Annotated in this window: 15 protein-coding genes; 5 read left to right on the top strand and 10 right to left on the bottom strand. The window is 62.4% G+C overall.

Annotated features, from left to right (window positions below):
* Nucleotides 1–319: 319 nt before the first annotated feature.
* From PLL20_00160 to PLL20_00140, 5 genes are all read right to left on the bottom strand, one after another.
* Nucleotides 320–3,988 (bottom strand): hypothetical protein, encoded by a 3,669-nt coding sequence (locus PLL20_00160; protein ID HPD28376.1) that lies wholly within the window; start codon nucleotides 3,986–3,988, stop codon nucleotides 320–322.
* 31 nt (nucleotides 3,989–4,019) lie between these two features.
* Nucleotides 4,020–4,535 (bottom strand): HAD-IIIA family hydrolase, encoded by a 516-nt coding sequence (locus PLL20_00155; GenBank protein HPD28375.1) that lies wholly within the window; start codon nucleotides 4,533–4,535, stop codon nucleotides 4,020–4,022.
* A gap of 150 nt (nucleotides 4,536–4,685) precedes the next feature.
* Nucleotides 4,686–6,317 carry a phosphoenolpyruvate--protein phosphotransferase gene (gene ptsP / locus PLL20_00150; protein ID HPD28374.1) on the bottom strand — a complete coding sequence of 544 codons (1,632 nt, stop codon included), beginning with the start codon at nucleotides 6,315–6,317 and terminating at the stop codon, nucleotides 4,686–4,688.
* A gap of 353 nt (nucleotides 6,318–6,670) precedes the next feature.
* The gene (locus tag PLL20_00145; protein HPD28373.1) at nucleotides 6,671–7,246 is read right to left on the bottom strand and encodes a rubrerythrin family protein; all 576 of its coding nucleotides are present in this window, start codon (nucleotides 7,244–7,246) and stop codon (nucleotides 6,671–6,673) included.
* Nucleotides 7,247–7,591: 345 nt separating this feature from the next.
* Nucleotides 7,592–10,828 (bottom strand): malectin domain-containing carbohydrate-binding protein, encoded by a 3,237-nt coding sequence (locus PLL20_00140; GenBank protein HPD28372.1) that lies wholly within the window; start codon nucleotides 10,826–10,828, stop codon nucleotides 7,592–7,594.
* A 479-nt stretch (nucleotides 10,829–11,307) separates the two neighbouring features.
* Between PLL20_00140 and PLL20_00135 the strand changes: the two genes are divergently transcribed.
* The 5 genes from PLL20_00135 (at nucleotide 11,308) to rsmA (ending at nucleotide 18,856) form a co-directional block, all read left to right on the top strand.
* A complete protein-coding gene (locus PLL20_00135; protein HPD28371.1) occupies nucleotides 11,308–12,612 on the top strand; it encodes a carbohydrate porin in 1,305 nt (434 codons plus the stop codon).
* 475 nt (nucleotides 12,613–13,087) lie between these two features.
* Nucleotides 13,088–14,020 carry a ParB/RepB/Spo0J family partition protein gene (locus PLL20_00130; protein ID HPD28370.1) on the top strand — a complete coding sequence of 311 codons (933 nt, stop codon included), beginning with the start codon at nucleotides 13,088–13,090 and terminating at the stop codon, nucleotides 14,018–14,020.
* A gap of 131 nt (nucleotides 14,021–14,151) precedes the next feature.
* On the top strand, nucleotides 14,152–15,846 hold the full coding sequence (locus PLL20_00125) for a carboxypeptidase regulatory-like domain-containing protein (protein ID HPD28369.1): 1,695 nt from the start codon (nucleotides 14,152–14,154) through the stop codon (nucleotides 15,844–15,846).
* Complete coding sequence (locus PLL20_00120; GenBank protein ID HPD28368.1) at nucleotides 15,843–17,915, top strand: fibronectin type III domain-containing protein; 2,073 nt, start codon at nucleotides 15,843–15,845, stop codon at nucleotides 17,913–17,915. Before PLL20_00125 ends, PLL20_00120 begins: the two co-directional genes overlap by 4 nt.
* A gap of 62 nt (nucleotides 17,916–17,977) precedes the next feature.
* A complete protein-coding gene (rsmA, locus tag PLL20_00115) occupies nucleotides 17,978–18,856 on the top strand; it encodes a 16S rRNA (adenine(1518)-N(6)/adenine(1519)-N(6))-dimethyltransferase RsmA (GenBank protein ID HPD28367.1) in 879 nt (292 codons plus the stop codon).
* Nucleotides 18,857–19,010: 154 nt separating this feature from the next.
* Here rsmA and PLL20_00110 read toward each other — a convergent pair whose 3' ends face one another.
* The 5 genes from PLL20_00110 to PLL20_00090 all read right to left on the bottom strand — a co-directional run bounded on the left by PLL20_00110 (nucleotide 19,011) and on the right by PLL20_00090 (nucleotide 26,096).
* Entirely contained in the window at nucleotides 19,011–19,277 is a 267-nt protein-coding gene (locus tag PLL20_00110; GenBank protein ID HPD28366.1) for a hypothetical protein, read from the bottom strand.
* 118 nt (nucleotides 19,278–19,395) lie between these two features.
* The gene (locus tag PLL20_00105) at nucleotides 19,396–20,388 is read right to left on the bottom strand and encodes a sugar phosphate isomerase/epimerase family protein (protein HPD28365.1); all 993 of its coding nucleotides are present in this window, start codon (nucleotides 20,386–20,388) and stop codon (nucleotides 19,396–19,398) included.
* Between the two features lie 101 nt (nucleotides 20,389–20,489).
* Nucleotides 20,490–21,296, bottom strand: a complete 807-nt coding sequence (locus tag PLL20_00100; GenBank protein ID HPD28364.1) for a hypothetical protein — start codon at nucleotides 21,294–21,296, stop codon at nucleotides 20,490–20,492.
* An 82-nt stretch (nucleotides 21,297–21,378) separates the two neighbouring features.
* Nucleotides 21,379–23,757, bottom strand: a complete 2,379-nt coding sequence (locus PLL20_00095) for a BatD family protein (protein ID HPD28363.1) — start codon at nucleotides 23,755–23,757, stop codon at nucleotides 21,379–21,381.
* Between the two features lie 227 nt (nucleotides 23,758–23,984).
* Nucleotides 23,985–26,096: a tetratricopeptide repeat protein gene (locus tag PLL20_00090; GenBank protein ID HPD28362.1), complete on the bottom strand. Its 2,112-nt coding sequence runs from the start codon at nucleotides 26,094–26,096 to the stop codon at nucleotides 23,985–23,987.
* Between the last annotated feature and the right edge of the window lie 281 nt (nucleotides 26,097–26,377).

The following is a 26,377-nucleotide window of genomic DNA, read 5'->3' as shown; positions in this document are numbered from 1 at the left end:
TCGAATTAATCTTCTATTCACATCCCTTTGGGGGGTATTCTCCCGACCTTAGCGACATCGCCGTCCGTCTTTGCCGCTGAATGAGCCTGAATCAGCGCAAACCTGAGACGCCTGCCCGCCGAAAGCCGTTTGGCCGGTACGGTACGACCCCCGGCGATCACTTCAACGGGCAACTGACGGCCGATAAACATCCTGTCTGCCCCGCCACGTTCCGTTTACATAACACGCGTTACCTTTTCGGAACGGTCATACATGCACGAAAGGCCCGTTTCTCGACGTGACTCGAATCCGATCACAACGTGGTGGCTGCTCGTCCCGCTTACCTGCCGGTTGAAAGGACCTGCGGCTCGCGGACCTTGATGATGCCGGTTCGCTGATCCCACTGGAACTGCTCGACCTGCGAAAAGATCGGCCGCCCTGTCCGTTCGTCGAGATAACGCATCCGGGCTGGAAACTCGGGCGATCCGATCACCCGCCCAATCTGAGAGGCGCCATCGAAACTCACCTCAACGCCCTCGACGAAGCGACCACTCTCCTCCAGGCGAACCTGGCGGCCCAGTGCCCGGAAACCCTTCAGACGCGTCGCTCGCGAAAGCGGGGCGGGTTCTCCCGCCGCGGTCTTCGCGTCGCGCTCAAACTCAACCGTGAAGCGATCACAGCTCAGGCTGGCTTCGCGCCCCGGATACTCCTTGAGACGTGCCGGGGTAACGGCAATCGCCGCCGCCACTCGATCCAGCTCGATGAGTTTCGATCCCGAGAGGTGCCGCATCTCGACGCCGCTGTCAAAGATCGCGGTGTTTCGGTTGTTCAGGAATGACATCGAGTTGACCCACGTGAATAACGTCTGGCTCGGGCCGAGCCCCTCGAGCGAAGCCACAGAGGCGCTGTCCATAAGCGAACCCCCGGCTTCGGGACGCTGACCCGCTCGCCGGCCTTTCCGCAACCGGTAATCCTCGACCAACAAGTGTCCGCTTCCCTCAACCCTCATTTCCTTTTCATCCAGACGGATGATCACACGAGGCCCTTTGACCAGAACCCGGCTGGCAAGGCGCGTTGGTTTGTCGGCCGGCCGTGTCACAGGCTTGAAGACATCAGCCGGCAGGATCCGCTCCAGTGATTCGTTCCAGGCAATGAGCCACTGATCGATGACCGTCTCGCGACCGGTCCCTTCCTGCCTTACCTTACCCTCGATCGCCGCGTTGCCGACGGCATCCAGCAACTTCAGCCGCTTGCGGAGCTGCCGACCGGCCCGCGCGTCAGAGGGCTGCCTGGCCGGCGGGCCGACCCTACTGGCGAGCATCCCGAAGATCCACCGACCACTTGTCCGGGCCGGTTCACTGACCGCCGCCGGGTGAACCACATCTTCGAACTCCAGCCTCATCTCGTCATCACAGTCAAGAATAACGGTCTCAGAAACGGCCCGGACTTTGCCCACAATCCGGCCGGTGTTGCGGTCCCCGGCCAGCGACATATGCTTGTCCCATGACAGCACCACGGGAATCGGCTTGTCCACCGCCCGGCCGTCAAGATCCTGCCGGGTCATGAAACGCAGTGTACCGGCGCCGGGTACTTCGGCCGACTGGGTTTCCGCGTCCACCTCGATCCGCGGGCCGCGAATGAAGAAACCACCGAGCACCACCCGCGCCGGGCGATCCGCGCTGCCCGTGATGAGCGCTTTGCGGATCTCCTCGCGGCCTAGCCCAAGCTCACAATCAATCGAGTCCGCCGCCAAATCGAGTTCCTGCTTCAGGTCGAGGACCGTCACGCCCCCTCCAGCTCGCAAACGGCGTGCAATTGTCTTGCTGCGAACCCGCAAGCTGTTGCGAAGCCGCTGCTCATGCTTCTTCCACTCTTCCGACCCTTCCACGATACCCTGTTCCTTGGCCCGTGCTCGGGCCTCGGCTTCCTTGCGGGCAATCTCGTCCGCTGAAAGCGAGAAGGTCACCGACTCCATATCGAGCAGCAAGCCGTCCTGGGCAGAGATCTCCCGGAGCACCACATCCCGCACCGACCTGGGCCCCCACCTTGCCGCCCGGCCCGCCCGGCGGGCAACCACGGAACCGATGGCCCGCGCCTGCCTCGGAAAAGACTTGCCGGCCTCAGCCATACCGAATTCGACTTCGAGGTGCTCGCACTCGACCGTATCCACCGTCTCGTCCTGGTTGACAACGGTCATCACCACATGACCGATCGCGTTCATCCGTTCGACCACCATGCTGCTCGTCGGATCGCTCGAAGCCCCGTTCTTGCGCGGCGCGCCGCAAACAACGTCTATCCTGTCCGCCCGAATCGAGCCGCGGTCATCGGAGAAAACCGCTTGACCGCTCAGAACCGCATGCTTGAGATAGGCACCCTGAGGTATCGGCGACACGTTCACCGTTGCCGGCGCGCTGGCCGCGGCCTGCTCATCCATGGCGAACTCGAGGTCTACCGAGCCCTCCCAGGCAATCTCGACGTTTCGAAAATCGCTCGTCTCCAACCGCCCGCCAACAACCGCAGCCGGCCCAGGCCCCGCCTCACTTCGATCCGTGAACCGACCGGGACCATCCACACGCGCCGTGCGCTTCCTCAGGTCCGCCGATACCGTTCCATGAGCCACCAGATGCCGCCCTTCGCTTGGCTCCAGCGCCACCGGCTTGTCCTTCGATCCGCGCAGCCAGACTCTCTGTGTCTCGTCATGGTATTCCAGCTCGGGGAATTCACCCGAGCCGCCATCCCGACTGTGGAACTGCACCGCCGGTCCGCGAATGATCAACTGCATCCGGTTGACCGCCGAAGAAGCCTCCGCATCACCCGTCACCGGGATGACTTCCAGAGGCCCCGTCCACGTAAGCTCGATCGCCTCACCTGCCTGCGCCAGGGCCGGCGCCGAGGCTGGTGCGGTCGCGGGCGTCTCGCCCGTAGGTCGACTGGCCTGGCCCCCTACGCCACCGCGCTGTGACTGGTTGAAGTCAAGAAGAAGCTGCAGAGAGTCCGCATTCGTCAGATCGCCGATACGCCGGCCATGCTCCTTCTGCACCGCCGCCACATGATCGTGAAACACCAGCCGATACGTTTCGACCCGTGGTCCGGCGGTACGTTCGCGCCGATCCCCCAACTCAATATACGGCAACCCGCCGGGCTTCGCCGGCGGCATAATCCGGGCGATCGCCGGGGCGGATGCGGCCCGAGTCGCCGGTTCGCTCCGTTTCTCCAAGCCCGCATCGCGCGCCGCGGAAGCCCTCTCCGGCCGTGGTTCCTTCGATCTCAGCGACGACGTGCCCGCAAGGTCAGAGCTGCGAAGCACCGCCCGCCGCCCTTCCGCAATCGTCAATTGCTGGATCCGCCTGTCGCGTTCGTTCCAACTGATCTTCAGGCCCTTGCCCTCGATGTCGCCCAGCGCGCTCTGGAGCACAATCGGCCCGTCGCTTTCCAGCAGGCTTAGATCCAGATCGAATTGCACCCGGTCAAGCCAAAGCTTCACAACCGACTCCGCATGTTGATCCAGGTCGGCCCGATCAGGGTGCTGCTCACGCCACGCCTCATCCGTCAGATCAATGAACAGGCGAACATTGCCCTGCAACCGTCCACGCTTGGCTACCGGATTGTTGTCCTTGCCCTGCAACACGGTTATGCGCCCGTCGTCAGCCCAGATGTAAACCAACTGGCCGCCCGGCAGTGCCAGCCGCACCGTCGCCTCGAGAAGATCAAATTCGCTGTCGCTGATCGGGCTCCAGTGCGTCGCCCGAAAGACAATCCTCGCTTTGCCCTGCTTGTCATAAACACGCAGCTGCGGGGCATCGCCGGCGGTGATCCAGTTCGGACCGATAGGGATGGCCGGCTCCCCAGCCCCGTCCGGCTGCGTCGCAGTCCGTGGAACCGGACGAGGCAACCGGACCAATTCGCGGGGTGCCACAACCGGGACAACCTCACCCTGCCATTGATAAATGACATAGGCGACGGCAATGACCGCCATGCTTGCCACCACGAGCATGAATTTCTTGAACACTGCGGTTCTCCGGGCCGACACCTCGGCCTCCTCAGCGGTCCGCCCCAATCGCCTTGAACGCCGCGTACCACTGACCGTCACGCTTGAGCAGATGCTCGATCGCCTCCCGCACCGCCCCCTGTCCGCCGCTCCGCGAGGTCACATACGCGGCAATCTCTTTGACTTCCTCAACGGCGTTCGCCACGGCAATCGGGTATCCCACCCGCCGCATGACCGCCACATCCAACAGATCATCCCCCGCATACGCCGTTTCCTCCAGGGATACGCCCGCTCGCGACACCAGCCGCTCCAGTCCCGGCACCTTGTCCTCCGCTCCCTGCTCGATCAACTCAATGCCCAGCATCCGCGCCCGGGCCTCCACCCCAGGCGAACGCTTCGAAGTCAGAATCGCAACCCGCCGACCGACCGACCGCCAGAGACTCACACCCAATCCGTCCTGGATGTGAAAGCCGCGACTCTGGCGACCATCATCATCAATGAAAATCGTTCCGTCCGTCAGAACACCATCAACATCCAGAACCAGAAGACGGATCTCGTTGCTCGCCACGACTGATACTCACGGGCCCTTGACCGACCCCCGTCAGTCGGTCAACAGCAGGCAGGCGGACAAGTGCTCGACGCCGGGCTCACCGCCGATGCGCGACCTGGATAGTATCCTCCCCGACAAGCGGAAGTTCAAGCCGGGGACCACTGCCCGTCAAGCGTAAGGCTGGAGGAGCGATCGGCGAAGAGCCGGGATCGCCCGCGGGGCGACGCTCACAGTCCGGATGCCGATTTCCCGTAATCTCGACAGGTACCGTGGATCGCCGGCAAGTTCGCCGCACACCGACAACGGCCGTCCGGTCTGTTCGGCCGCTTCGACAATCCCCCGGATCAGCGACCAGAACACCGGCCGGTCAGGCGAGCAGTCATACGCGACCCGTTCGTTGTTACGATCCGCGGCAAACAGGTACTGGATCAGGTCGTTGGTGCCGATGCTTCCGAAATCCGCCGCCTCAAGCACCTCCCGGGCTTGCAGGCAGGCCGCGGGCACCTCGAACATCACGCCATGAAAGATGGGGCCGGCGGAAATGTCGGCAATCGCCTCCACGAACAGCCGTCGCAACCTCGCGAACTGCTCGACCTCGACAATCATCGGGTAAATCACGTGCACAGGCCCGTGAACCGACGCCCTGGCCAGAGCCCGAGCCTGCGGCCCCAGCAGATCCGGCCTGCCGAGCAACAGACGACTGCCGCGGAAACCCAGATACGGATTGTCCTCCTTCGGAAGGTCGAAGAACGGGGCCTCCTTGTCGCCTCCTATATCCAGCAATCGGAAGTACACGGGCCGGCCGGCCATGGCCCGCACGACCGAGGCGTAGCGGGCTGCCTGTTCCTCTTCGTCAAGCAGGCGCTCGGCGGCGAGAAATTCGAACTCCGTGCGGTACAGACCGATGCCCTCGGCCTGCATGCTGAGAGCATCGACCACCTCGTCGGCCCGGCTGATATTGGCCATGACCGTTATTCCCTGAACGGGAGCGACCGGCTGAGGCGGAACCGGCCGGCTGTTCTGCACACAATGGCGCCGGGCCAGCGTCTGCTCGTCCGGCCAGATGATCACTTCACCGGTGTTTCCATCAAGCAACAGCTCGGTACCGCAAGTCAGCAGCTCGCGCGCGCCTTTGATTCCGCTGACCGCCGGGATACCCAGCGCCCGCGCCAGGATCGCCGCATGTGAAGTCGGACCTCCTCGCTCGCTCACGAAGCCCATGATGTGCTCGGCGTCCAATTCGACGGTCAGGCTGGGCGTCAGTTCGTCGGCCACGATGATCCGGTTGGTGCCTCGCTGGCAGTGTTCTTGCGTCCAGCAGCGCAGCGACGAACCCATGTTGCCCAGGGTGTCAAGCAGCCGGCGACGAATCTCGCCGATGTCGGTGGCCCGCTCCCGCAGGTAAGGATCGTCCAACTCGCGCAGGCGGGTTTCATACGAATCGAGCACGCGCGCGACCGCCGCCTCGGCATTCAGTCGATGGTTCGCGATCATCGCCTCGATTTCTCGCGACAGACCCGCATCGGACAGAATCGTCCGCTGGACATCAAAGATGGCTGCTTCGGGTGCACCGATCCGCTCGGCCACGCGGGCGGAGAGATCACGCAACCCCCGATCCGCCAGTTCGATCGCCTTGCGCAGGCGGGCTTGCTCGTACCGAACGCCGTCCGCGGCAATTCGGTAGACCTTCAGGCCTTCATGCCGGCGGTCGTTGAACAAACACACCTGCGAAAGCGCCAACCCCGGACTGATCGGAAGACCGACAAAACGAGTCTCTGAATTGGCCTTAACCTGTCCCATCCGACGCCACCGTCCCGCAGCAACGCCTTGCGGAGGCGGCGGTGTCGCGGGGATCCGATCACCGCTACAGATGACCCGCCGGCGAGCGCAAGGATTCGTGCGCAGGGTAGATTGGACGGCCCATAAACTTGGTATAGGTCCGACCACGGCCGAAAGCCATAGAGGGCTGTGAAAAATGCTCTTGTATGCCGCGAGACCGTGCGGTTTCAAAACGAGCCGATGAATGCACTCGCGGCAATCCGCGCCCGTTGACAGATGGAGCGCCCCAAAACGCGGCTTCCCCACGGTTCGATTTCGACCGCGTTCAACCGAAGCGGAACCTCACCAGGCAGCCCCCCGACAGACTGCCGGGCTCACCAGTTCTCGGCCAGAACCTCAAAATGGGCCCGGGGGTGCGCACACGCCGGGCAAACGGCCGGCGCCTCCTCGCCCTCGTGAATGTACCCGCAGTTCCGACACCGCCAGACGACCTTCTTGCTCTTCTTGAAGACCGTACCCGCCTCAACGTTGGCCAGCAGCCCTCGATAGCGCTTTTCGTGCTGCTTCTCGGCAACCGCGATGGCCTCAAACACCTTCGCCACGGCTTCAAAACCCTCCTCCCGCGCGGTCTTGGCGAAATCGGGATACATGCTGCCCCATTCATAAAGCTCACCTTCGGCGGCCTGCTTCAGGTTCTCGGCCGTGGTACCGATCACCCCTGCGGGAAAACATGCCCTGACTTCGGCCTCGCCGCCTTCAAGAAACCTGAAGAAACGCTTCGCATGTTCTCGCTCCTGGTCCGCCGTCTCGGAAAAGATGTCCGCAATCTGCACGTAACCTTCCTCACGGGCTTTGGTCGCCGCGTAGGTGTAACGGTTGCGAGCCTGAGACTCGCCAGCGAAAGCAGTCAAAATGTTCTTCTCGGTTTGCGTGCCTTTCAAACTGGGCATTGTACCGCTCCTCTCGTCTGCACCTTGTTCTTGCCAATCATGATGGCCGCCGATTAGCCCGGGCGACGCCGCGGGATTGTAACGCAAACTGACCTCGTGTTGAAGGCGCGCCGGACGGCGACCCGAACCTCAGTCTCTTCCCTCGTAACTGGCGCGCATTCTGCGCGCACGCTTCTGAAGCACGGAGCCCCCTGGTTGCGGTCCGCCTTAAGACCGGGCTCAGGCAAGCACGCGCCGCAAGACCGGCTCATTCAGAAGCGCACGGACAGCTAATGTCCCGCTGGTGGGACGCCCGCCCAAAACAAGAGGGCCGGTAACGAAAGCAAAGGCTTCGCGCAACGTCTCCTATTCCGCGCGCACCAACTCGCAATCGTCATAGGTGACGTGGCCCTGGTCGTATGGGCATGCGATCACCGTGTCGAGGATGAACCGCACGGTCCTGGTTCTCTTGTCGGTGGTGAAGGTAAACGACACCTTCTGGAAATCGCCTGCTTTTCGAACCGCCTGTTTCGGGTGGCTGGTCACCTTGCCCTTCTTGTCGATTTCCTGAATGATCAGTCCGGCCGAATCGCCGGCGTCTTTGCCGAACCCCTCGCCGTGCAGGTCGTCGGTGCGAACCCACACGGAGGCCGTGTACTTGCGCTCCGCGACAACGCTGACGTCCTGATAGACCACCGTGTGGCCGTGACCGTCGGTGTGTGTCCGCAGGGCCTCCTTCCCCGAATGGAACTTCGGCAGTCCCCACTCTGGGTGAATGCTGTATGCCGACTCGGGATAAATGTACGACACCGTCGGTCCGGCAAAGACGTAGCTCCATCCGTGGCCGCCGCCGCTCTTGCCCAGGCTGCCGAGATCCCCTACGGCACCTTCCTCGAAGCCCCCGTTGAGCAGAAGACCACCGGTCCGGTCGGCCGGCGCCGGCTGTGACGCCGGCGGCAACGATACCGGTTCAGCCCCCCTGCCCCCGTCGCCCGGACCGACTTGAATCGCCTGCACGATCGCCTCGCCGCCATGGTCGTTGCGCAGGCGGATAGAAATGACGCCGTTTCTCGGCTGGATATCGTTGAAGACCAGGTCCACGGCATGATTGATGCCCGCAGGCTGGACAAACGGCTGGCTGCTGGGGTATGCGAGTGTTCTCGCCGCGGCATCTCGGCCGGCCGTCGCGGCAATGTCCAAATCTGCGACCCTCTGCTCCCCGTTGATCAGAATGGTGACCGCCCGAAGCTTTGGATCAATCCGCCGCGTTTCGCAGAACTTGAGGCAGGCATGATACGTGCCCGGTCCGACGGTAAAATCCGCCCAGAAATCCTTGCCGTGCGCGCCGTAGCGATACAACTCCGGATCGTTCGTGCCGTCGATCTGGATCTGCCTGCGCTCCGTCCACCATGCGGCCTTGACCGAATCGACGCCGTCGCCGGACCGAATGACGAACTCCGTCGCCGGCCGCCAGGCGTTCCCGGCCGAGTCGATGTAGTCCTCACGACCGGTGTAGCCAAAGACCCACCGCTGGGCGTCGGTCGGCCCGCCGCCTTCGCCGAAGACGTTGTCAGCCTTGGCCGCGGAGTACTGAACTTCGAGCGGCGCCACCATGGTCCCGCCGGAGCGCGGATTGCCCTTTCCACGAAGAACGATCCTGATCGTGTGGTCGCCATTCGACAAGCCCGAACGATGATAGAGAACACCCCGTCTGGGCTGGGGACACCAGCAGTCCAGATCGACAAGTTGTTTCTCATCGTCCAGGTAGATATCCGCAAGACCGCCATCTGGGCCCGCCATTCCGATGAGTCGAACCTGATTGCCTTTGAAACTGCACGTGGCCGTGGCTCCCGCTGCGGATGAGTAGCGATCGATCCGGATAGTGCGTTGCAGCGCCGTGTCGACGCCTTCGGCTCTGGTCCAGTCGCCCGTGTAGGAGAACGACTCGTGGCCGATCGTCTCCTGCGGATCGTCCCCTTTGATCACGATTCGCGTGGCGCCATCATGGCGAACGTTGACCAGATAGTCACCGTCACACAGTTCCTTCACCCCAAAAGCGATGCCGCGTGACGTGTCGCCTTCCTTCACGGGTTTGTCGTCCGCCTCGATGCGCGTGGGGCGAAAGGAGAGACGGAGCACGTCAACGGTGTTGAGAGGTGCATCGTGCGTCGTGTAGGCGATCCAGCCGTCGGAGTAACTCACATCAGTAACCACCGAGGTGCTTCGCACGATATGATTCTCCCTCGCCGGTGCGAAGATCTCCGGCATCCACGCGATCACCGCCAGGCAGTGCTTCAGTGCCATCGGGTGGGCGATCTTGAACCAGTCGCCGGCAACGATCTGCCCGCCGTCGATGTTGTCCTCGACCACGCCGGTCTCATGGACGTCATACGTCGCGAGGATGATCTTTCGCCGGGCGATCTCGCGGGCCCACTCGCTGTCGGCCAGCACGCCGTACTGAGCCCACACGTTGGCCAGCTCCATCGGCCCGTACCACAGCGACCGCCCGCAACACCCAGACGACTCGGGATATGCCCACGCTCCGCTGAACACGTCGCCGCTGGAACCCGGTGCCACGGACGTGCGGTTGAGAAACAACGACATGATGTTGCGCGCGTCGTTGCGCCAGTTGGGGAATTCGTCCGGATGGTTCATCAGATAGCGAACAGCGAACTCGGTGACGTTCTCCACCTGCACGTTGCAGGGCCAGTCCCAGTAGTTGCGCCCCCAGACGTCGCCGCCCGTCCAGTCGGGCAGCAGCACGTCGCGCAGGTAAGCCGCACCGGCATTGCGGGCCTCCACGATCGCATTGTCTTTGCCGGTGTAACCCGCGCGGATCAACTCATCGAAGAAATCGAGAATGAACACGATGCCGCCGGTGGCGATATCCTCCCAGGGCGCATCCTCGGCGTTGGCGTAACGGCCCCACGGCGGCACGCCCGGGCGACGGTCGCGTTTCTCGGCCAGCAGATCGCCCCAGTGCTTGGCCGCATCGAGCCATCGCTGGTTGCCGGTCATCTGCGCCGCTCGGATCAACGGCGCTCCGACCTCAGCCACGATATCCAGTTGAATGAAGCCGTGTGGATCGGCCTGACCGTAAGGTTTGCCCTTCGTCGGCACGCTCACCAGGAAGCGAGGCCACGGATGGTCATCCGGCGTCAGGCAGTAATCGAGCAAGTAATCCGCCTGCAGCGCGATGTGGGCGATCGCCGCCGGGTCTCCGCTGTAACGGTAGTAGTCGATCAGCCCGCTGAGAACATACGCCGCCCGCTGCCCCAGATCACCGTTGGCCCAGTCGCTGATCGGCGGAATTGTGATTGTGCCGTCGGGCGCGATCTTCCACGCCCCGCTGCAGATGTACTCGGGCACCTGAACGGGGGCCTTGCCGGGTTCCGTCCATGGGTAGCGCTTGAGCGTCTCGGCCGCGATCCGCACACGCAAATCCAACTGGCCGTTCTGACCCTGGTACCAGGGCGCGATCACTCCGTGACGGTCTTCAACCGTCTCATGAGCGTAATACCGTTTCTGAACCGTGGCGCCCCCGCACACACCCACCGCGGCCAGCACCGTCAGCACGCCAAGCATCATTCCCAGACGTTGCATGTTGTTCTCCTCGTTATGTCGGGACCGCACCCACCTGCCGCCCCTCGGATATAACCCATCTCACCCCGTTCGTGAAGAACCGCCCGCAGGTCCCGTACCAGTCCTTGTCAAACCCCTTTCTCACCGGAACGCTCGTCATGAAACGTGCCGCTCACACAGCCGACCACAATCTCTTCCGCGGCGCCCGGTGCGCGTTTTGCGCGCATGTTTCTGGATGGCATTGCGCCTGCGTTGCGGCACGCAAAAAGGCGGTCCGCCTTGGGATGGAAACCCTCCCAAACCCGTCTTACAATCGCCTTGGACCCCTGCGGTCTCTACGCAGGTTTCTAAATCACGACACGCTTTGGCCACGGTCCGTGACAAAAACGGGCCGCCCGGGAATCCACTCCCAACCCTGGGACGTGCGAGCCGAGGCGCCGGAAGATGATGCTACCAGGACAAACGCAACTGCGACCACCACGTCTGACCGGAGACCTGCAATGAAGAAAACCCGACCTGTCGGCGCCGCCGTCTCTGCATCTCTGCTGCTGGCTTGCTCCACCCTTGCCCAGATTCCAGCCTCCCAACCCGTTTCCGAAGGTCTTGCCCAGGAGCAAAGATCCCCAGCCCCCTTTGATGTCCTGCACAACAAACGCCTCACCGGCGACTGCTGGGGTCTACGCAACTGGCTTGAAAGCAAGGGGATCGATTTCTCGCTCTCCATGACCGCCATCTACCAACACAATGCCCGCGGCGGCCGGGACACTCACAACGGCCATGACATATCCGGCAGCGTCGATGCCCAGCTCACCCTCCACTTCGAGCAGATGGGCCTCTGGAAAGGCGCCATTCTCTACGTGCTGGCCGAAAGCAGTTGGAACAACGATATCGGCATCGACAAGGTCGGCAATCTCTTCAAAGTCAACGCCGATGCCTACCTCGGCGATTACGCCCTGCAGGTAAGCGAATTATGGTTTCAGCAGTCCCTCCTGGACGACAAGGTCCGCGTTAAGGTCGGCAAGATGGATCTGATGATCGACTTCGATCTCAACGCCGTCGCCAACGATGAAAAGACCCAGTTTCTCAACCCCGCGCTGGTCAACATGGGCAACATCCCCTTCCCCGACTACGCTCAGGGCATCATGACCGCCATCCAACCCTTCGACTGGTTCTACCTCCGCGCCGCCATCGCCGACGCTCAAGCCAATGGCCGACACACCGGCTTCGACACCTTTTACCACGACGAGTGTCATACTTTCTCCATCCTTGAACTCGGCCTCCTCCCCGTCTGGAAAACCCTCCGGGGCAAGCTGCCGGGAGCCTATCGCCTGATGCTCTGGTACAAACCCGAGCCAAAGCCGCTGCTCATCAATACCACGGACGTTCTCCGCCACAAGACCGACGACGTCGGCTTCGCCTTCAACATGGACCAGATGCTGTGGAAAGAGGACCCCAACGGCGACGACGACGCGCAGGGAATTCGCATGTTCTTCCGATATGGATACGCCCACGACGATGTCCATCTCATCGAGCACTTCTGGAGCATCGGCGCTCAATACCAGGGCATCTTCCCGAACCGCGACGATGATGTCCTCGGCCTGGGTTTCGTCCAAGGAATCATCGGCAATCGTTCCTCAAACGCCGGCCTCGGCGATCGCGAATCTGTCTATGAGATCTACTACAACATCGCCCTGCTGCCGTGGCTCAGCCTGACACCCGATTTCCAGTGGATTCACCAACCCGGCGGCACGCACGCCGTTCCCGACTCCTTGGTCGTCGGCCTTCGTATGCAAATGAGTCTCTGACCTCACCGCCCCGCGGCTCCTTCCTCTCGTTTCACCATCCGCCGGCACGCCAGGGTGGCGGCGCGCTGGAAGAATTATGTGCGGCTTGCCAGTTGAAGACTCTCTTTGGAGTACCAAAGAGTCTCGGGCTCTGCCGCCTGCGATCCCTTGCCTCTCGCCGCCAGGAGGAATCGTTGGCTGGCGGAGCTGGTCCATTGCACCCCCTCACGTACCCTTCACCAACATCTCTCAGGCAGCCTTGTTCTACGTGTAACCACTCCCGGTCCAGCAGACCTCTCCGAGCACCGTTCCACGTGGAACACGCCCGGCCTCAGGTCGCCCAATGGTTCCACGTGAAACGAACCCAATCGAATGCATCCCCCCGAAACCCACCACAACCACTTGCGTCGTCCTGGCCAAACAAATACCATGTCCCGCGCGCGTAGATCTTTAATCTCAATTACGGGCCATGATCCGCAGCCCACCGGAGGCACTTATGACAAAAAACCCGCCCAAACGCCTGGGCCGAGGCCTCAGCTCGCTGATGTCCTTTGCCACCCCATTCGAACCCCCCGCCCAGCTCGAAAACGCCGCTAACGAGCCCCGCGATGAAAAACCCAGACCTCCTGCGGTAACCATCAGCGTTGGAACAATACGACCCAACCCCTTCCAGCCCAGGAAAGAGATCTCTCCCAATGAACTCAAGAGCCTTGCGGCCTCTATCTCCTCCAATGGCATCATCCAGCCCGTCATCGTCCGCACAAAAGACGGAAACGTATATGAACTCATCGCCGGAGAACGCCGCTGGCGGGCCGCCCAGATGGCCGGTCTTTCCGAAATCCCCGCCATCGTCCGCGAGGCCAGCGACCAAGACATGCTCGAAATAGCCCTCACGGAAAACATCTTCCGCGAGGATCTTAATCCCATTGACCGAGCCACTGCATACAAGAAATACTGCGACGAATTCTCCCTAACCCCCGAGCAGGTTGCATCAAAACTCGGCGAAGACCGCTCCACCGTCACCAACTACATTCGCCTGCTTGATCTTCCCCAGGAAGTCAAGGATTGGGTCACATCCGGGCAATTGTCCATGGGTCACGCCCGCTGCCTCTTGGCGATACGATCTCCTTCCGACTTGGTCAACACCGCCAGACAAGCCATAAACCTTGGCCTCTCCGTCCGAGCGCTTGAAAAGCTCGTTCGCGACCGCGTCAACGCCCGTGAGGCGGCCGCCAAACCAATCCGAGACAACACCGCAAAGCGACCCCAGATAAGGGCCCTCGAAGAAGCCTTCACCCGACAACTCGGAACCAAGGTGGAAATCGATGAGTCGAAACGAAAGGGCGCCGGTAAGCTCATCATCCATTACTACAGCCTCGAAGATTTCGACCGCTTGGCCGAACGGCTCGGCGTCCAGGCTGAGATCTAAAAAGAGTATTTTGATTCCAACCAGCGTCCCGCCCTGGCGGCCCCCTTTACATGTCAGCTTGTGCCGCTGATACGGCTCTGCTATGCTGGCGCCCCGTCGCTAAACAAACCCAACGCCTGCGGGAACCGGTCATGAGCACCCAACCATATCTCCTTACTCACGCAGCAGTTACGTTCTCCGTGCTTCTTCTCTCTTACCGCGCGTCACCGGCAGGAACCGTGAAGGGCCGCATCCTCGATGCCGACACCGGCAAGGGGATCCCCCGGACCGTCGTTCGAGCTCTCGCACACGGACGCAGCGTGGCCATCGCCGCGCAAAGCGAGGGCGACGGATCCTACACGCTGGCCGATCTGCCACCGGGTCGCTATGCCATTTGCCTGCCACCGGGCGAGACATACCAGCCCGTTTCTGTTCCTGACCTTGATGTGCCCGCTGATCAGCCGGCAGTGCTCAATCTCAAGGTCACCAGATCACTCCTCATCGATGGCGACTCCTGGGTCCAGCCTTATCCTTCGTTCGCCCAGTCATTTGTCGCCACAGGCCTGGGTATCACGGCGGTCGCCGTCAAAGGTTTCGGGCCCGGCCGTCGCGTGACCGTCCAAGTGGTCGACGGCGAAGGACCAACGGGCCCGCACGTCGGACCGCCGCGGATCACGGCACCGGTCGGGGGCGAATCCACCGAGCCCGTTAACTGGTCCGGTGGCGAGGTGCCCACGCGACCTGGCCAGGTTCTCACTTTCTTGATGACCGCACCGGCCGGCGAGAAATGGGTTCCAGGGTTGGCCGGCCGCGGGGATGTCTATGCCGGAGGCTCGGCCTGGTTCGACGGCTCGCCTCGACCCGACTCTGACCTCGGCATCGTCGTCTCTGAGGACAACTGTGGCCTGCGGACTGACTACGCCATGAGCGCCGGGTGGCACACGTGGCGTCTCCGGGCAGTCGGCCAAACCTTCACCGCCCTGAGCCGCTCGATCACCTTTGCCTCCGCGGCGTTATCCGGAGTGCATGGCCCCCCCGTCTATGCGAGGTTCAGCATTCACGAAGGAGGCCCTGGCGGCCGCCAGATCGGACCCAGCAAGGTGGTCCAGGTCGCCGAGGATGCCGCCGTCCCGTGGGGCCCTGACGAGGTGCCCACCGAACCCGGTCAAACCTTGTATCTCCACATAGAGTCATTGAGCGGCGACATCTTTCTCGCGGCCGTCCAACCCGCTTGCTTTGCCTCCGGACAGGCTTTCTTCGAAGCCACTCCGGCCCCAGACTGGGAACTCTGCGCAACCGTCGCCGGACAGATCAGTGACGCCGACTTCGTCCGTCTGGTCGGCCGGGACGGCGGCAGCGCGGTGAAGCTGCTAAACCCGTCTTTCGAGAGTGGAATAGAAGGATGGCTGCTGGATGGTCCCTGCGGCGCCGTCGTCGGCTGTGACGCAGGGGTGACTCCGATGTGGGGCACGCGCATGTTCGGCTGGACCAACGCGGACAAAGGTGAGGGCTCCCGCTCATTCGTGTATCAAGCGGTGAAAGTTGTGAAAGGCCTTTCTTACCGCTTCAGCGGATCCGTGTACACCGATCATGATGGCGGACGCAGCAGCGACGTCAAGGTGCGGCTGACCGTGCTTCCCGGCGGCGGCATCCAATGGCATGACAACGATCACATCGAAACGTCCCAGTGGTACGCGACGGAAGGGCAGTGGCGACGTGCATCCGTGGAGTTCACCGCCGCGGCCGACACCGTGATCGTGGGCTTTGACCTCGAACAACGATGGAACCTGCCCAGCAGCAGCCTGTATGTGGATGGAGCGTTTCTCGAGCAGGTGAGGGCCAAATGATGCGCGGCACACGAGTCGTATCGATCATCGCGGCGGTTCTCATGGCTTTCGGAACGGTCTCCGATGCTTTGGCGGCGGGCAAGATCAAGGGCAACGCCGGCGGCATCGAACGCAGCGCGGCGGCTTATTCACGAGACGGCCGGCTGGTCGGCTGGACCATTACCGGACCCAGCGGCCTGTATGAATTCAGCGGCCTGGAGCCCGGTCTTTACATGCTTGATGTGTCAGGAGCTCTGGCACCTTGCGTCGAAGTCGTCGAGGGAAGGACTACGGTGATCGATCAGGCCGATCAGCCCAAGCTATCGCTCGAAATGGAGCTGTGGGGACCGGCTCGCGTGAGATTCGCTCAGAGCTTCGTCGCACGCGGCACGGCCGTGACGGGCTTCTCGCTCTGGCGATCATCCGGTGATAGCAAGCTGCTGGTATCACTCTATGAGGATTCGCCTGCCGGAAAACGCATCGCCGGCCCCTTCGAAACACGCGAATCAATGACCTGGGTCTGCGGGTCTCCGCTGCCCGCCGAGCAATTCAAGACCACGCCCGGCAGACAATACGCCATCGAACTGGCCGCCGCGGACGGCAAACCCTGGAACCACGGCATGCCCCGCACCGGCGACGTCTATCCCGATGGCATTGCCTACTACGACGGCGTGCCCCACCCGGAAAGCGACCTGGGAATTCACATCGACGAGGCGACCCCGGGCCTGATCCAGGTCGCAGGCGCAGACGACGATCAGCACTTCATCAAGGAAGGTCCTGGCTCCGGCACCTGCACCGTCGCGGGGCAAACCTTTGTAGCCACGACCCCCAATATCCTGAAAGCAGGGGCCAACTGCGGGTGGGGCGGCGCGGGGGTGCAGGAATTCCTCTTCTCCATCCACGAGGACGGACCGGGCGGGCCGCAGGTCGGACCGGCCTGCACGGTCAAAATGGTCACTAATTGGGGCGCCGATGCGGTCTGGTTCCCTGATGCCGTACAAGTCACTCCCGGAAAAACCTACTACCTCCAGTACCGCCGCGTTGACGGCGAACCATTCTTCTCATACCTCTCCAGCAACGTCTACAAGCAGGGCAGGGCCTATCGCGACGGCAAACTCGTGCCCGAACAGTTCGACCAGCTCTTCTCCGTCATCGGCGAAGAGGAACCCGCCGGAATCATCTATCCGGTCAACGTGCGGGTCAGTCGCGTGACCGACACGTCCGCTGTCATCGCCTGGGAAACCGGTACGCCGGGCGACAGCTTGGTACATTACGGCACAACCGTGCATCTGATTGAGCAGGCCGGTGATGAGCAGAAACGATCCAGGCAACATGAAGTCACGATCAACGGCCTGACCCCCGGCACGGCATACATGTACCGCGTCTCATCACACACCTACAAGAAATCCTCGCGCAGAACGTACTCACGGATTTACAGCTTCATGACCCCGCCCGCCGGCGAGGACCGCCCGCGTTTCGACAAGCCGCCGATCATCGTTGAACCGCCTGCTTGCGATGATTGCGTGGCGGTGGTGAATCCCGGTTTCGAAGAAGGCGTCACCGGCTGGACGCGCAAAGCCGGCAGCGGGCGAGCCAAGACGCCCGAGACCTACGTGCCCGACGCCAAGCCGTTCGGCGACGCGACAACCGGCGTGGAGGGCTGCAACCCGCACAGCGGAAAGCGCCTCTACGGATGGACTTACCGCGGGCCCGAAGACCCCACGTGGGTCGAACCTCGCGAAGACTGGAGGCAAGAGGTCATCTATCAACGCATCGCCGTCGAGCCGGGGCGCGAATATGTCTTCTCCGCGTTCCTGCTGACCGGCGACCGCGGTAGCGGCTGGGGTCGCGACAGCCGAATTCGCCTCGCGGTCGATGAAGACGACGGCCGGACCCTGGAAAGCTTCGACACCATCGACCAGGCCAACTGCACGCAGTGGTTCGCCACCCACCATCGCTGGCTGCCGGTGTCACTACACTTCACGCCGAAGAAGGATCATGTGACCATCGGCGTCCACTTCCTCAACTGGTGGGCGCTGGAGACGAACCGGCTGTACGTGGACGAGATCACCGTCCGCCCGGCCAAGTAGAGAAAATCGGGCACGCCATCCAACCTTTGACATTCTCTCGCACGGCGTGATAACCATACGCTATGGCCCAGACCAAAACCGAGATCCGTGCGATGCTCGAAGCGGCGGGCTTACGGCCGCTGCGACAACACGGCCAGCACTTCCTCATCGACGGCAACCTGCTCCACAAACTCGTCGAGGCCGCCGGAATCACTCGTCGCGATGTCGTCCTGGAAGTGGGACCAGGCACCGGAACCCTGACCGACTACCTCGTCGAGCAGGCCGGGCACGTGGTCGCGGTCGAGATCGATCGTGGCCTGCACGAGATCTGCAGAAACCGCTTCGCCGCCGCAGGCAATATGACGCTGATCCACGGCGACATCCTGGCCAACAAATCGACCATCGATCCCGGCGTGCTCGACGCCCTGACCAGGCACCAAGCGAAACTCCACGGCCGAATCATGCTGGTGGCCAACCTGCCATACCAGGTGGCCACGCCACTGCTGATGGATCTACTGATGGGCGAACTGACCGTCTCGCCCATGTGCTTCACCGTTCAGGCCGAGGTGGCCGATCGCCTCACCGCCTCCCCGGGCAACAAGGACTACGGACCCATCAGCGTGTTCGCGCAGGCCACGGCCCGCACCGAGCGAATCACCCGCGTGCCGCCCAGCGCGTTCTGGCCGGAGCCACAGGTGGATTCGGCGATGCTGCGAATCAATCTGCGCGCAGGCGACAGGCTATCTCCGCTTGTGCGAGAACAACTCACCACCATCGTCCACCACTGTTTCAACCACCGCCGCAAGATGCTCGGCTGGACGCTCAGCCGCGTTCTATCCGATGAGCATTTCCACCTCGTCGAGTCCGACGGCCGATGGGACCTATCGCAGCGCCCCGAACAACTCAGCGTCGAGCAATGGGTGCAGATGGCGGAAATGATCGCGATCAGGAATGATGAATGAGGCAATCATCCCAAACGCCTTGCTTTGCAGACGGGCCCGGAAAGGATTCCGGGCCGAGCGGTGAATAACACATCCAGGAGAGCGAACGTCACTGCCCGAAATCTGCCCGTTCAGCCACTGCGCAGGAGTACTCTTCTGGATGCCCCCATGGATCTCAGTGGCTGGTCAGGTACCGCCAGAGCGAATACACAAGACAGTACGATCCGGCCGCCAGGAGAGCCGCTTCGGGGACCCATCTGTCCTTGCTGGGGCGCCGGGCAAGACTGAGCCCCAAGATGACAATCGCCACGAACGCCAACAGCGCCGCATCTCTGTAACTGGACCTGTAATTGCCGCTGGACAAGGTGACATGGCAGAACGCGAAACTCAGAAGCAGGCAAAGGGCGGCGACAAGTCCTCGGATCAGTCGTCGGGCGTTCATCGCACACTCCGATCAAGCGGCAGGCGATGCGGGCCGGGTAAGGATTCCGGGCCGAGCATACGAGCATCGCATGCCCACGCAAAACCGTGGGCATGGCACCCGAGATCAGCGCGCAACTTTACGCCCCTTCGGCGATCTTGCGGAGAAACGCGGCCTCCTTGATCAGGATCTCCCTGCGCTGCTCCTTGGGGAACCGGCCGAGCGACTCATTCTCGACGCACAGATCGCCCTTGTAGGCCGCCTTGCGCAGGATGGCGGCAAGCCTCTTGAAGTCGATGTCGCCCTCATAAACAGGGCAGCAGTACTTGCCGTATTCCCAGCCCATCGGTCGCTGCTTCTCGCGTTCGCTTTCGGGGTACTTGATGCTCTTGCAGTGCGTATGACAGATATATGGGGCCAACTCCTCCCAATAACCGTACAGCTTCGTCAGCGGGTGGCCGAACCAGTAGAAATTGGCCGTGTCCAGCGTCAGGCCGAAGTGCTTTGAGTCCACGCCCTCGAACATCGCCTTGAGAAACTCAGGTTTGTTCGTCGTACCCCCATGGTTTTCCACGCCGAAGCGCACATCCGTCTCTTTGGACACTTCGACAACCTGCTTGCCGGTCTTGATCGCGAACTCAAGAAACTCCTTCTCGTCCTTGATCTTCCGCGGCACAATGTCCAGCCGCACGGCCGGCACGCCCAGTTCCCTGGCCGCGCGAACGGTCATCTTCACGCACGCAAGCTCCCCTTCGAGGTTCTCGTCGAAATGATTATGCAGGCAGAACGCCGAGATCTTCAGGTCGTGCTTCTTGAGATCGTCGCCCAGAACCTTGACATCATCAGGCTTGGCGATGGAGTAGGGTTTCTCGCGCCCGTGCAGGTGCGAACACTGGCCCGCCAGGTCGACCGACACTTCCACGCCTTCAATCCCCATGACCTTCATCGCCGACCAGGCATCCGGCTCACCGGTCTCGGGCAGGTGGGCGTCCCGGCAGGCAATGATCCATCGCGGCTTGGCCGCCGTCTCGGCACCTCTCAACTCGTTCATGCTCATCACACTCACCGCCGCCCCAGCGGCCAGCGAGTCCCTCAGAAAGTCGCGTCGAGTCTGCTGCTTGAACAATTGCATGATCGCTGTTGCTCCTTTGCCCGACCCACGGGCCTGCCCACTTATAAGCCAACCTGATGTCCGCATCAAATCGAGACGCCGGGCTTCGCCGAACCGCTCGCTCAGACCGCCTCACAAGTCTCCGCCGGCAACCAGCAGCGCACCCCCGAGGGCATCTCAACCCGCACCCAGTCCGGCCGCCTTTCGATGATACGCACCTCCTGGCCCATACGGACGGACGGGACAATCACCGAATAGGCCGACCCGTTACCGGAACGACCTTCGCCTGGCTCCACGACTACTGCCCATGGTGCCGGCGGGATCATCGCCGTCATAAGGTCGGAAACGCCCACGACGCCTCCCATCAGCATGAAGGTGACGGCCAGGCGCAACAGCACACGGCGGCGACTCATCAACCCCGCCAGCAGCAGACCGCAGCCGATCGGGTAGGTTGCCAGCATCAGGACCTGCTTCGTCCGGCGAGACAAATCATAGTGCCAGAACATCAGCACCCGACCGATGGACGTCCGCTCCGGAGGCCTCGGCTCGGCATTGATGATCCTGCGAAGCGTCGCCAAACCGGAGCGTACTTCGGGCGTGTTGGCCAGCTTCTCTGCTCGCAGGTACCACAACAGCGCCCGGGCGTTATCGCCCGCGAAGTGATAAGCATTCCCGGTGTTCACGCAGAGATTGACGCTCGCCACGCCTTCGGCGGCAATGCCGGCGAAACGGCCGGCGGCTTCGTGAAACATCCGTCGGGCTTCGACAGGGTCAGACTTCTCCTCTGCCAGGCGCTTCTGCGCGGCCTCGAACAGTGCCTGGGCTTCGGCGAATCGCTCCTCCGCGGATGCCCCCCGTGCGCGCGCACCGCCGCTTGCCGCCGCGAAGGCAACAAGCAACACGAAACATGATCGGGAGATCCACGTCATCGTATCGAGTCTTCTTCACCGTCCGCGGAGCAATGGCACACTGGCCCAAGCAGCCGCATTCGCAATTCCCAACTCCTCACTCTCAATTCTTCGCCAACCGCTCGGTTTTGGTCAGCACCTCGCGGGCCTGACGAATCAACCGCTCCTTCTCAACCTGATCCACCGCTCCGACCGCAAATCGTCCGGCGTCGCACTCGGTCAGCAGGCTCAAAGCTGCCGTTCGCAGCTCGCTCCCCGCCCGTCGCTCGTCGAGCAACCGCCCCAGGTCATCGGCTGAAATCTCCCCGGGCGGGAGGCCAAACGTCAGCCGCAAGAAGGCCTGCACGATCTCGGCCAGCTCAAAATGAAACCGCTCCGCCTCGCCTAAACGATCCAGCGAGGTCAACAACCTCGCCTGCGCCCGGCGAACCTCGCTCATCGGACGCCGCCGCTGAAAGACCCCGATGCCCACGCGCACCAGTAGCACGATCGCAGGCCCACCTGCCAATACCAGCAACAAGCCGTTCAGACCCAGCGGTTCAGCGCGAACCAAACTGCCGAGAGAATCGAAATTCGCACCCAGCGCCGCCGCCGGCTCATCCTCCCTCGCCGTGCCACTTGCGACCGCCGCCTCCCAGGCCGGTTGCGTTCCGCTCCGGACCTGCATGGCCTGCGCCCCGACCAGCGACCCCGCGCGAACCTCAATGGGAATCGGCAGACTGTAGACCGTCTCATATTGCTGTTTCTGATAGTTGTAGAAAACCAGCGGCAGGGCGGGAAGCTCGCTAACCCGTTCGCTCCGCGGACGGATGATCTGTGTGAAGGTAATGGTGTTGCCTTCGATCTCGCCGCCCGAAACGGTCGGCGACACGTCGAAATCACGGGTCAGCTCCGCCACCTCGGTCAGGACAGGCGGCTGGAACTGCGGGCCGACACTCTCGCCCGTGATTTTCATTGTCAGCGTCAAAGGCGACATCGCCGCGGCCGTGGTACGGTCCAACGAAGTAACGAATGCGAAGTTCGCGCCGACCGCTCCGCGATACCCGGCCGGGGCGGTCTTGCCCCGGGGATCAACCACACGGTGAGGCGGCAGATCCGCCACGCGGTCATAATCGTTCGTCGTGTCGCTCCGGAAAACGAATCCCACATTCTGCCGGCGGATACTCACCTGAAGACGCAGGATCACCCGCACCCCTGTCAACTGTACCTCGCCAGCCGCCAGAGGCGTGATCTTCAGAGCAAAGCGTATTCGCTGCTCCTTCTGGCCCCCATACTCGCCGCTGCCGACCAGCACGGTCAACTTCCCCTCGGGAGCCAACTCAACCTGCATCGGCCGCCCTCTCCAATCCGGATAGGCAAGGTCATTGACGGGCTCGACCTTGATGTAGGACTTGTCTGCAAACCCCGCCTTCGATAGATCCAGCGCCGCCGCAACCAGGTTGCCCCGGTAGAACACGTCGTAATCCACAATGAACGGCTCGCCGATGGCGCTCTCGTCGCCGCGGGCCTTGCCGGTAAAGGCGAGGATGCCGCCTTCACCGCTTTGCCTCACCGAGAACGAAATCGGCTGTGTGAGCGGCACCTGCCGACCGTCGCCGAGCTTCAAGGTCGTAATCACGGGATTGCCCGGCTCAACGCCGCGGACGACGAAACTGAAAGTGGTCGTCCCCGTCACACCGTGGGCAGGCTCTCCCACGGACTTGATTTCAAGGCCGGGCGGCGCCACCGGCGTTGGCTCCGACTCGGCGCTCAGACCAAGAGTATCCAACTGAAGAGTTGCCTCCTCGCCGATCACCAGCGATTGCGAAGAAACCCGCGTCCCGACAATCACAAAGGGCGAAACGGTCAGCGTGACCTCGTCAGCGGAAACACCCGCAAAGCTGATTCCCCTGATCTGGAAGGTCCCAAGCTTCGAAGCCGTCACGTGATAACGGAACACCCGAACCGGAACGCCCTGGTTGTCTTGCTGAATCTGCGGATCGCCCGTCGATGTGATGGTTAATCCTTCAATGCTCGGCAACACGGGTCGAGCACCGGGGCGATGCCCCTGAAAGGCAAGAATAAGGGTGGCCGGACGACCGACAAGTGTTTCCTTTGGATTCAGTTCGGCGGCAATGCATCTGATCGGGGCCTCCTTGACCCGCAGCGTGAAAGGCCCGCGCGTGACCGTTTCCTCGCCGACCTTGACCGCCACCGCGGGAATCTGGAACGTGCCCGGACGAGTCGGATTGACCAGAAATCGATATGATCGCTGCACCCTGCCGGAGATCAGATCGTGTATCACCGAAGGGGAACCGTATCTCGTGATGTGTACTCCTTCCACGGCCTCGACGCTCGGCCACTCGCCGGTGTCATCTTCAACACTCACCGTGAGAATCGTCTGGGTACCGAAATAGATCGTTTCCGGGTTCAAACCGGCGTTGACCTGCACGGCCGATGCGGCCGGTGACGCCTGCACAAGCCACGCCGCGGCCAGAGTCAACAGCCCCATCCTGTTCAGATGACGCCGCGCAAATGGCAAGAGACCGCAAGCAAGCCGCAACACCTGCCGGCTGCCACTGGCGGCTTGCTGCCTTCGCGGTCGAAGCGGCCGCTTCGGTGGAGGAGGCGCCCCGTCAGGGTTATCTCGCTCCCGACCAGACCCGCCGGCTGGCCGTCGGGACCACTGCCTCGCTTGTGTGGTCCTGTCCGAGACGGTTGCCATCACCATCACCAATCCTTGATCACCGTTCGCGGGCGGCGCTGATGGAGCTGACGTTCAACTCCCCGGCGCTGCTTTTCGGCCTGCTCAAGCGCCCGCTGAATGTCCTGCCTGTCCCTCTGCTGTTCCTGTTGCTGCCGATCTTCTTGATCCCGCTGATCGTCCTGCGGCTGCGACTGCGGCGGTTGCAGGACCATCAGTGCCTTGATCAGTTCCTCCAGCGCCTTGGCCTGGGGCGCCTGGACCGGACCGCCGGACTTCAGCGGCTTGCGGGAGTTCTCAACCGAAGCCTTGTTGAGACCCTCAATCGCCTGCGTCATCTGTTCGTCAGCAGCGCCCACGTGCTTGCCCGCCTCGATCAGGGCCTGCACGCGCGATGGCTGTGACGCCGGCGGAGCGCCGGCCGGTTGCGAGGCCGCCTCCGCCGGGATCTCATCGCGAATCTGTGCCGCCGCCTTGCCGCAATCCTTCTGAATCTTCTCCTGACGCTCCCGGAATCCGTCGGCGACCTTCGATGCTCGCGGAGCCAGCAGCCTCGTCTTTAATTCGGCGGCCCACTTGCGAACCTCGTCAAGCGGCGAGGGCTTCTTGGATTCATCGACCGGTTGGTCACCCGCCTCCACCTTGACCTGCGAATTCAGCTCCGCCTGCTTCACAATCAGTTCCTGCAATCGCTGCTCGATGGTCCGCGGCAGCAACTCCATCGCCTCGTCGATCATTCTGAGCAGCTCATCCTGGGCCGCCAGTGTGTCCTTGCGGCTGCGCTCCGTGATCGCTTTCAGACATCGCTGCCCCGTCTCCGGTGCGGGCTCCAGAATCTTGGACAGCTTCTCGTTCAGCTCACGATCAAGCATCGGGTTTCCCTGCTGCTCCTGGGGCACCTGGGCCTCATCAGCAGGTCGGGTCGAGAGAATTCGAAACTGGTTCTGTAACAACGTCAAGGTACCGCCTACAACGGCTTGCTGAACAAAGATGCTGGTTTTGTCTGCGTCCCACTTGGCGTCCTTGGGCCACTCGACGTCTCCCAGCAGCGGATCGCTGAGCCAATCGGTCTCTTTTTTTACTTCGGCAACCAACCCGCGCAGCACTTGTTGAATCGCCCTTGCTTTGGCCAACGCCGGCGCCGGCTCGAGCGGATAGAGGAACAAGGCCCCGTACATCTGTTCAAGAGCGGCAAACTGCTTGTCCCAGCCGGGTTTGATCTCGCCGTCAAGCAGAAACGCGCACGCGTCCTTCTGCGAATCGACCGCTTTCCTGAGCTGTTCTGACGCCGCATGATAGGCCTTCTCAAGCGGGGTCTTCTCGACCGGCTGGGTGGAAGCTTGCGACGTCGCCGCCCCGCCGGCGTCGGCTTGCTGCTGGCGGTACTGGGCCAACTGATCGGCCAGTTCGCCGGTCCGCTCCATGAGCTTGCGTTGGCCGCGAATGGCGGTGCGCCGTGCGTGACGAACCGCGGCTGCATCCTCCGGCGGTTTGATCACCAGATATCGCGCCAGACTCACCTGCTGATCCTGCTCGGCTATCAGCGATTCCAGATAGGCACGCGGATCCTTCAGAATGTCTTCCTTCTCCTTGGCCTCCGTGGCTCGCCGCAACAAGCCCAGTACGTTGCGGCGAATGATCCGGGCTGCCCGAATGTTGTGTTCGACGTCGTCGTCCGGGCCGACGTCGCGCGCTTGGCGAAACGCCGTGATCGCCTGCAGAAGCTCCTCCGCGATCTTCCCGAGATTCTCGATGTTCGCCGGATCGTCGGGCGCGGGTTTGCGATCCGTCGGCTGCGTGGCCGGAGCCATCAGATCGTTCAGTTTCTGACGGGCACTCGCAGCCCGCGCCAGGCCGACGTTGTAGAACGCATCCTGCTTAAGGTAAGCGGGCACACCCGAGTGACTCGCCGTCTTCTCGAACTGTTGAATCGCCTTGTCGCCGTCGCCCAACTCCATGTGACACAGCCCCATGTTGTACCAGACGGCCGGGTGATCCGGCTCCGCCTCATCGGCCTGCTTGTACAGCTTCAGGGCCTGCTCAAAACGGTTCTGCTCGAATTGCTCCTCCGCATCCAGCAGCAAAGCACGAATGTCGGCCCGCGCGACCACCGGCAGCACCGCGATCAGCCACAACATCACCAGAAGCCACTGGCCCCAGAATCCTCTTCGCTGGCCCCAGAATCCTCTTCGCTGGCCCCAGAATCCTTTCTGGGGCCTTCTCCCTGGCAGAGTCCCACCCTCATGGTCGTGGAACCCGGCGGCTCGCCCGCCAGTGCATGGGCAGTCAAGTTCGCTGGCCCCAGAATCCTTTCTGGGGCCTTCTGCCTGCCGGAGTCCCATCTTCATGGTCATGGAATGCGGACTTCGCTGGCCCCAGAATCCTTTCTGGGGCCTTCTCCCTGGCAGAGTCCCACCCT

Source organism: Phycisphaerae bacterium, assembly GCA_035384605.1.
Taxonomy (GTDB): Bacteria; Planctomycetota; Phycisphaerae; order UBA1845; family PWPN01; genus JAUCQB01.
Note: the sequence above shows the minus strand (reverse complement) of the source record. Positions and strands in the feature narration are given on the sequence as shown.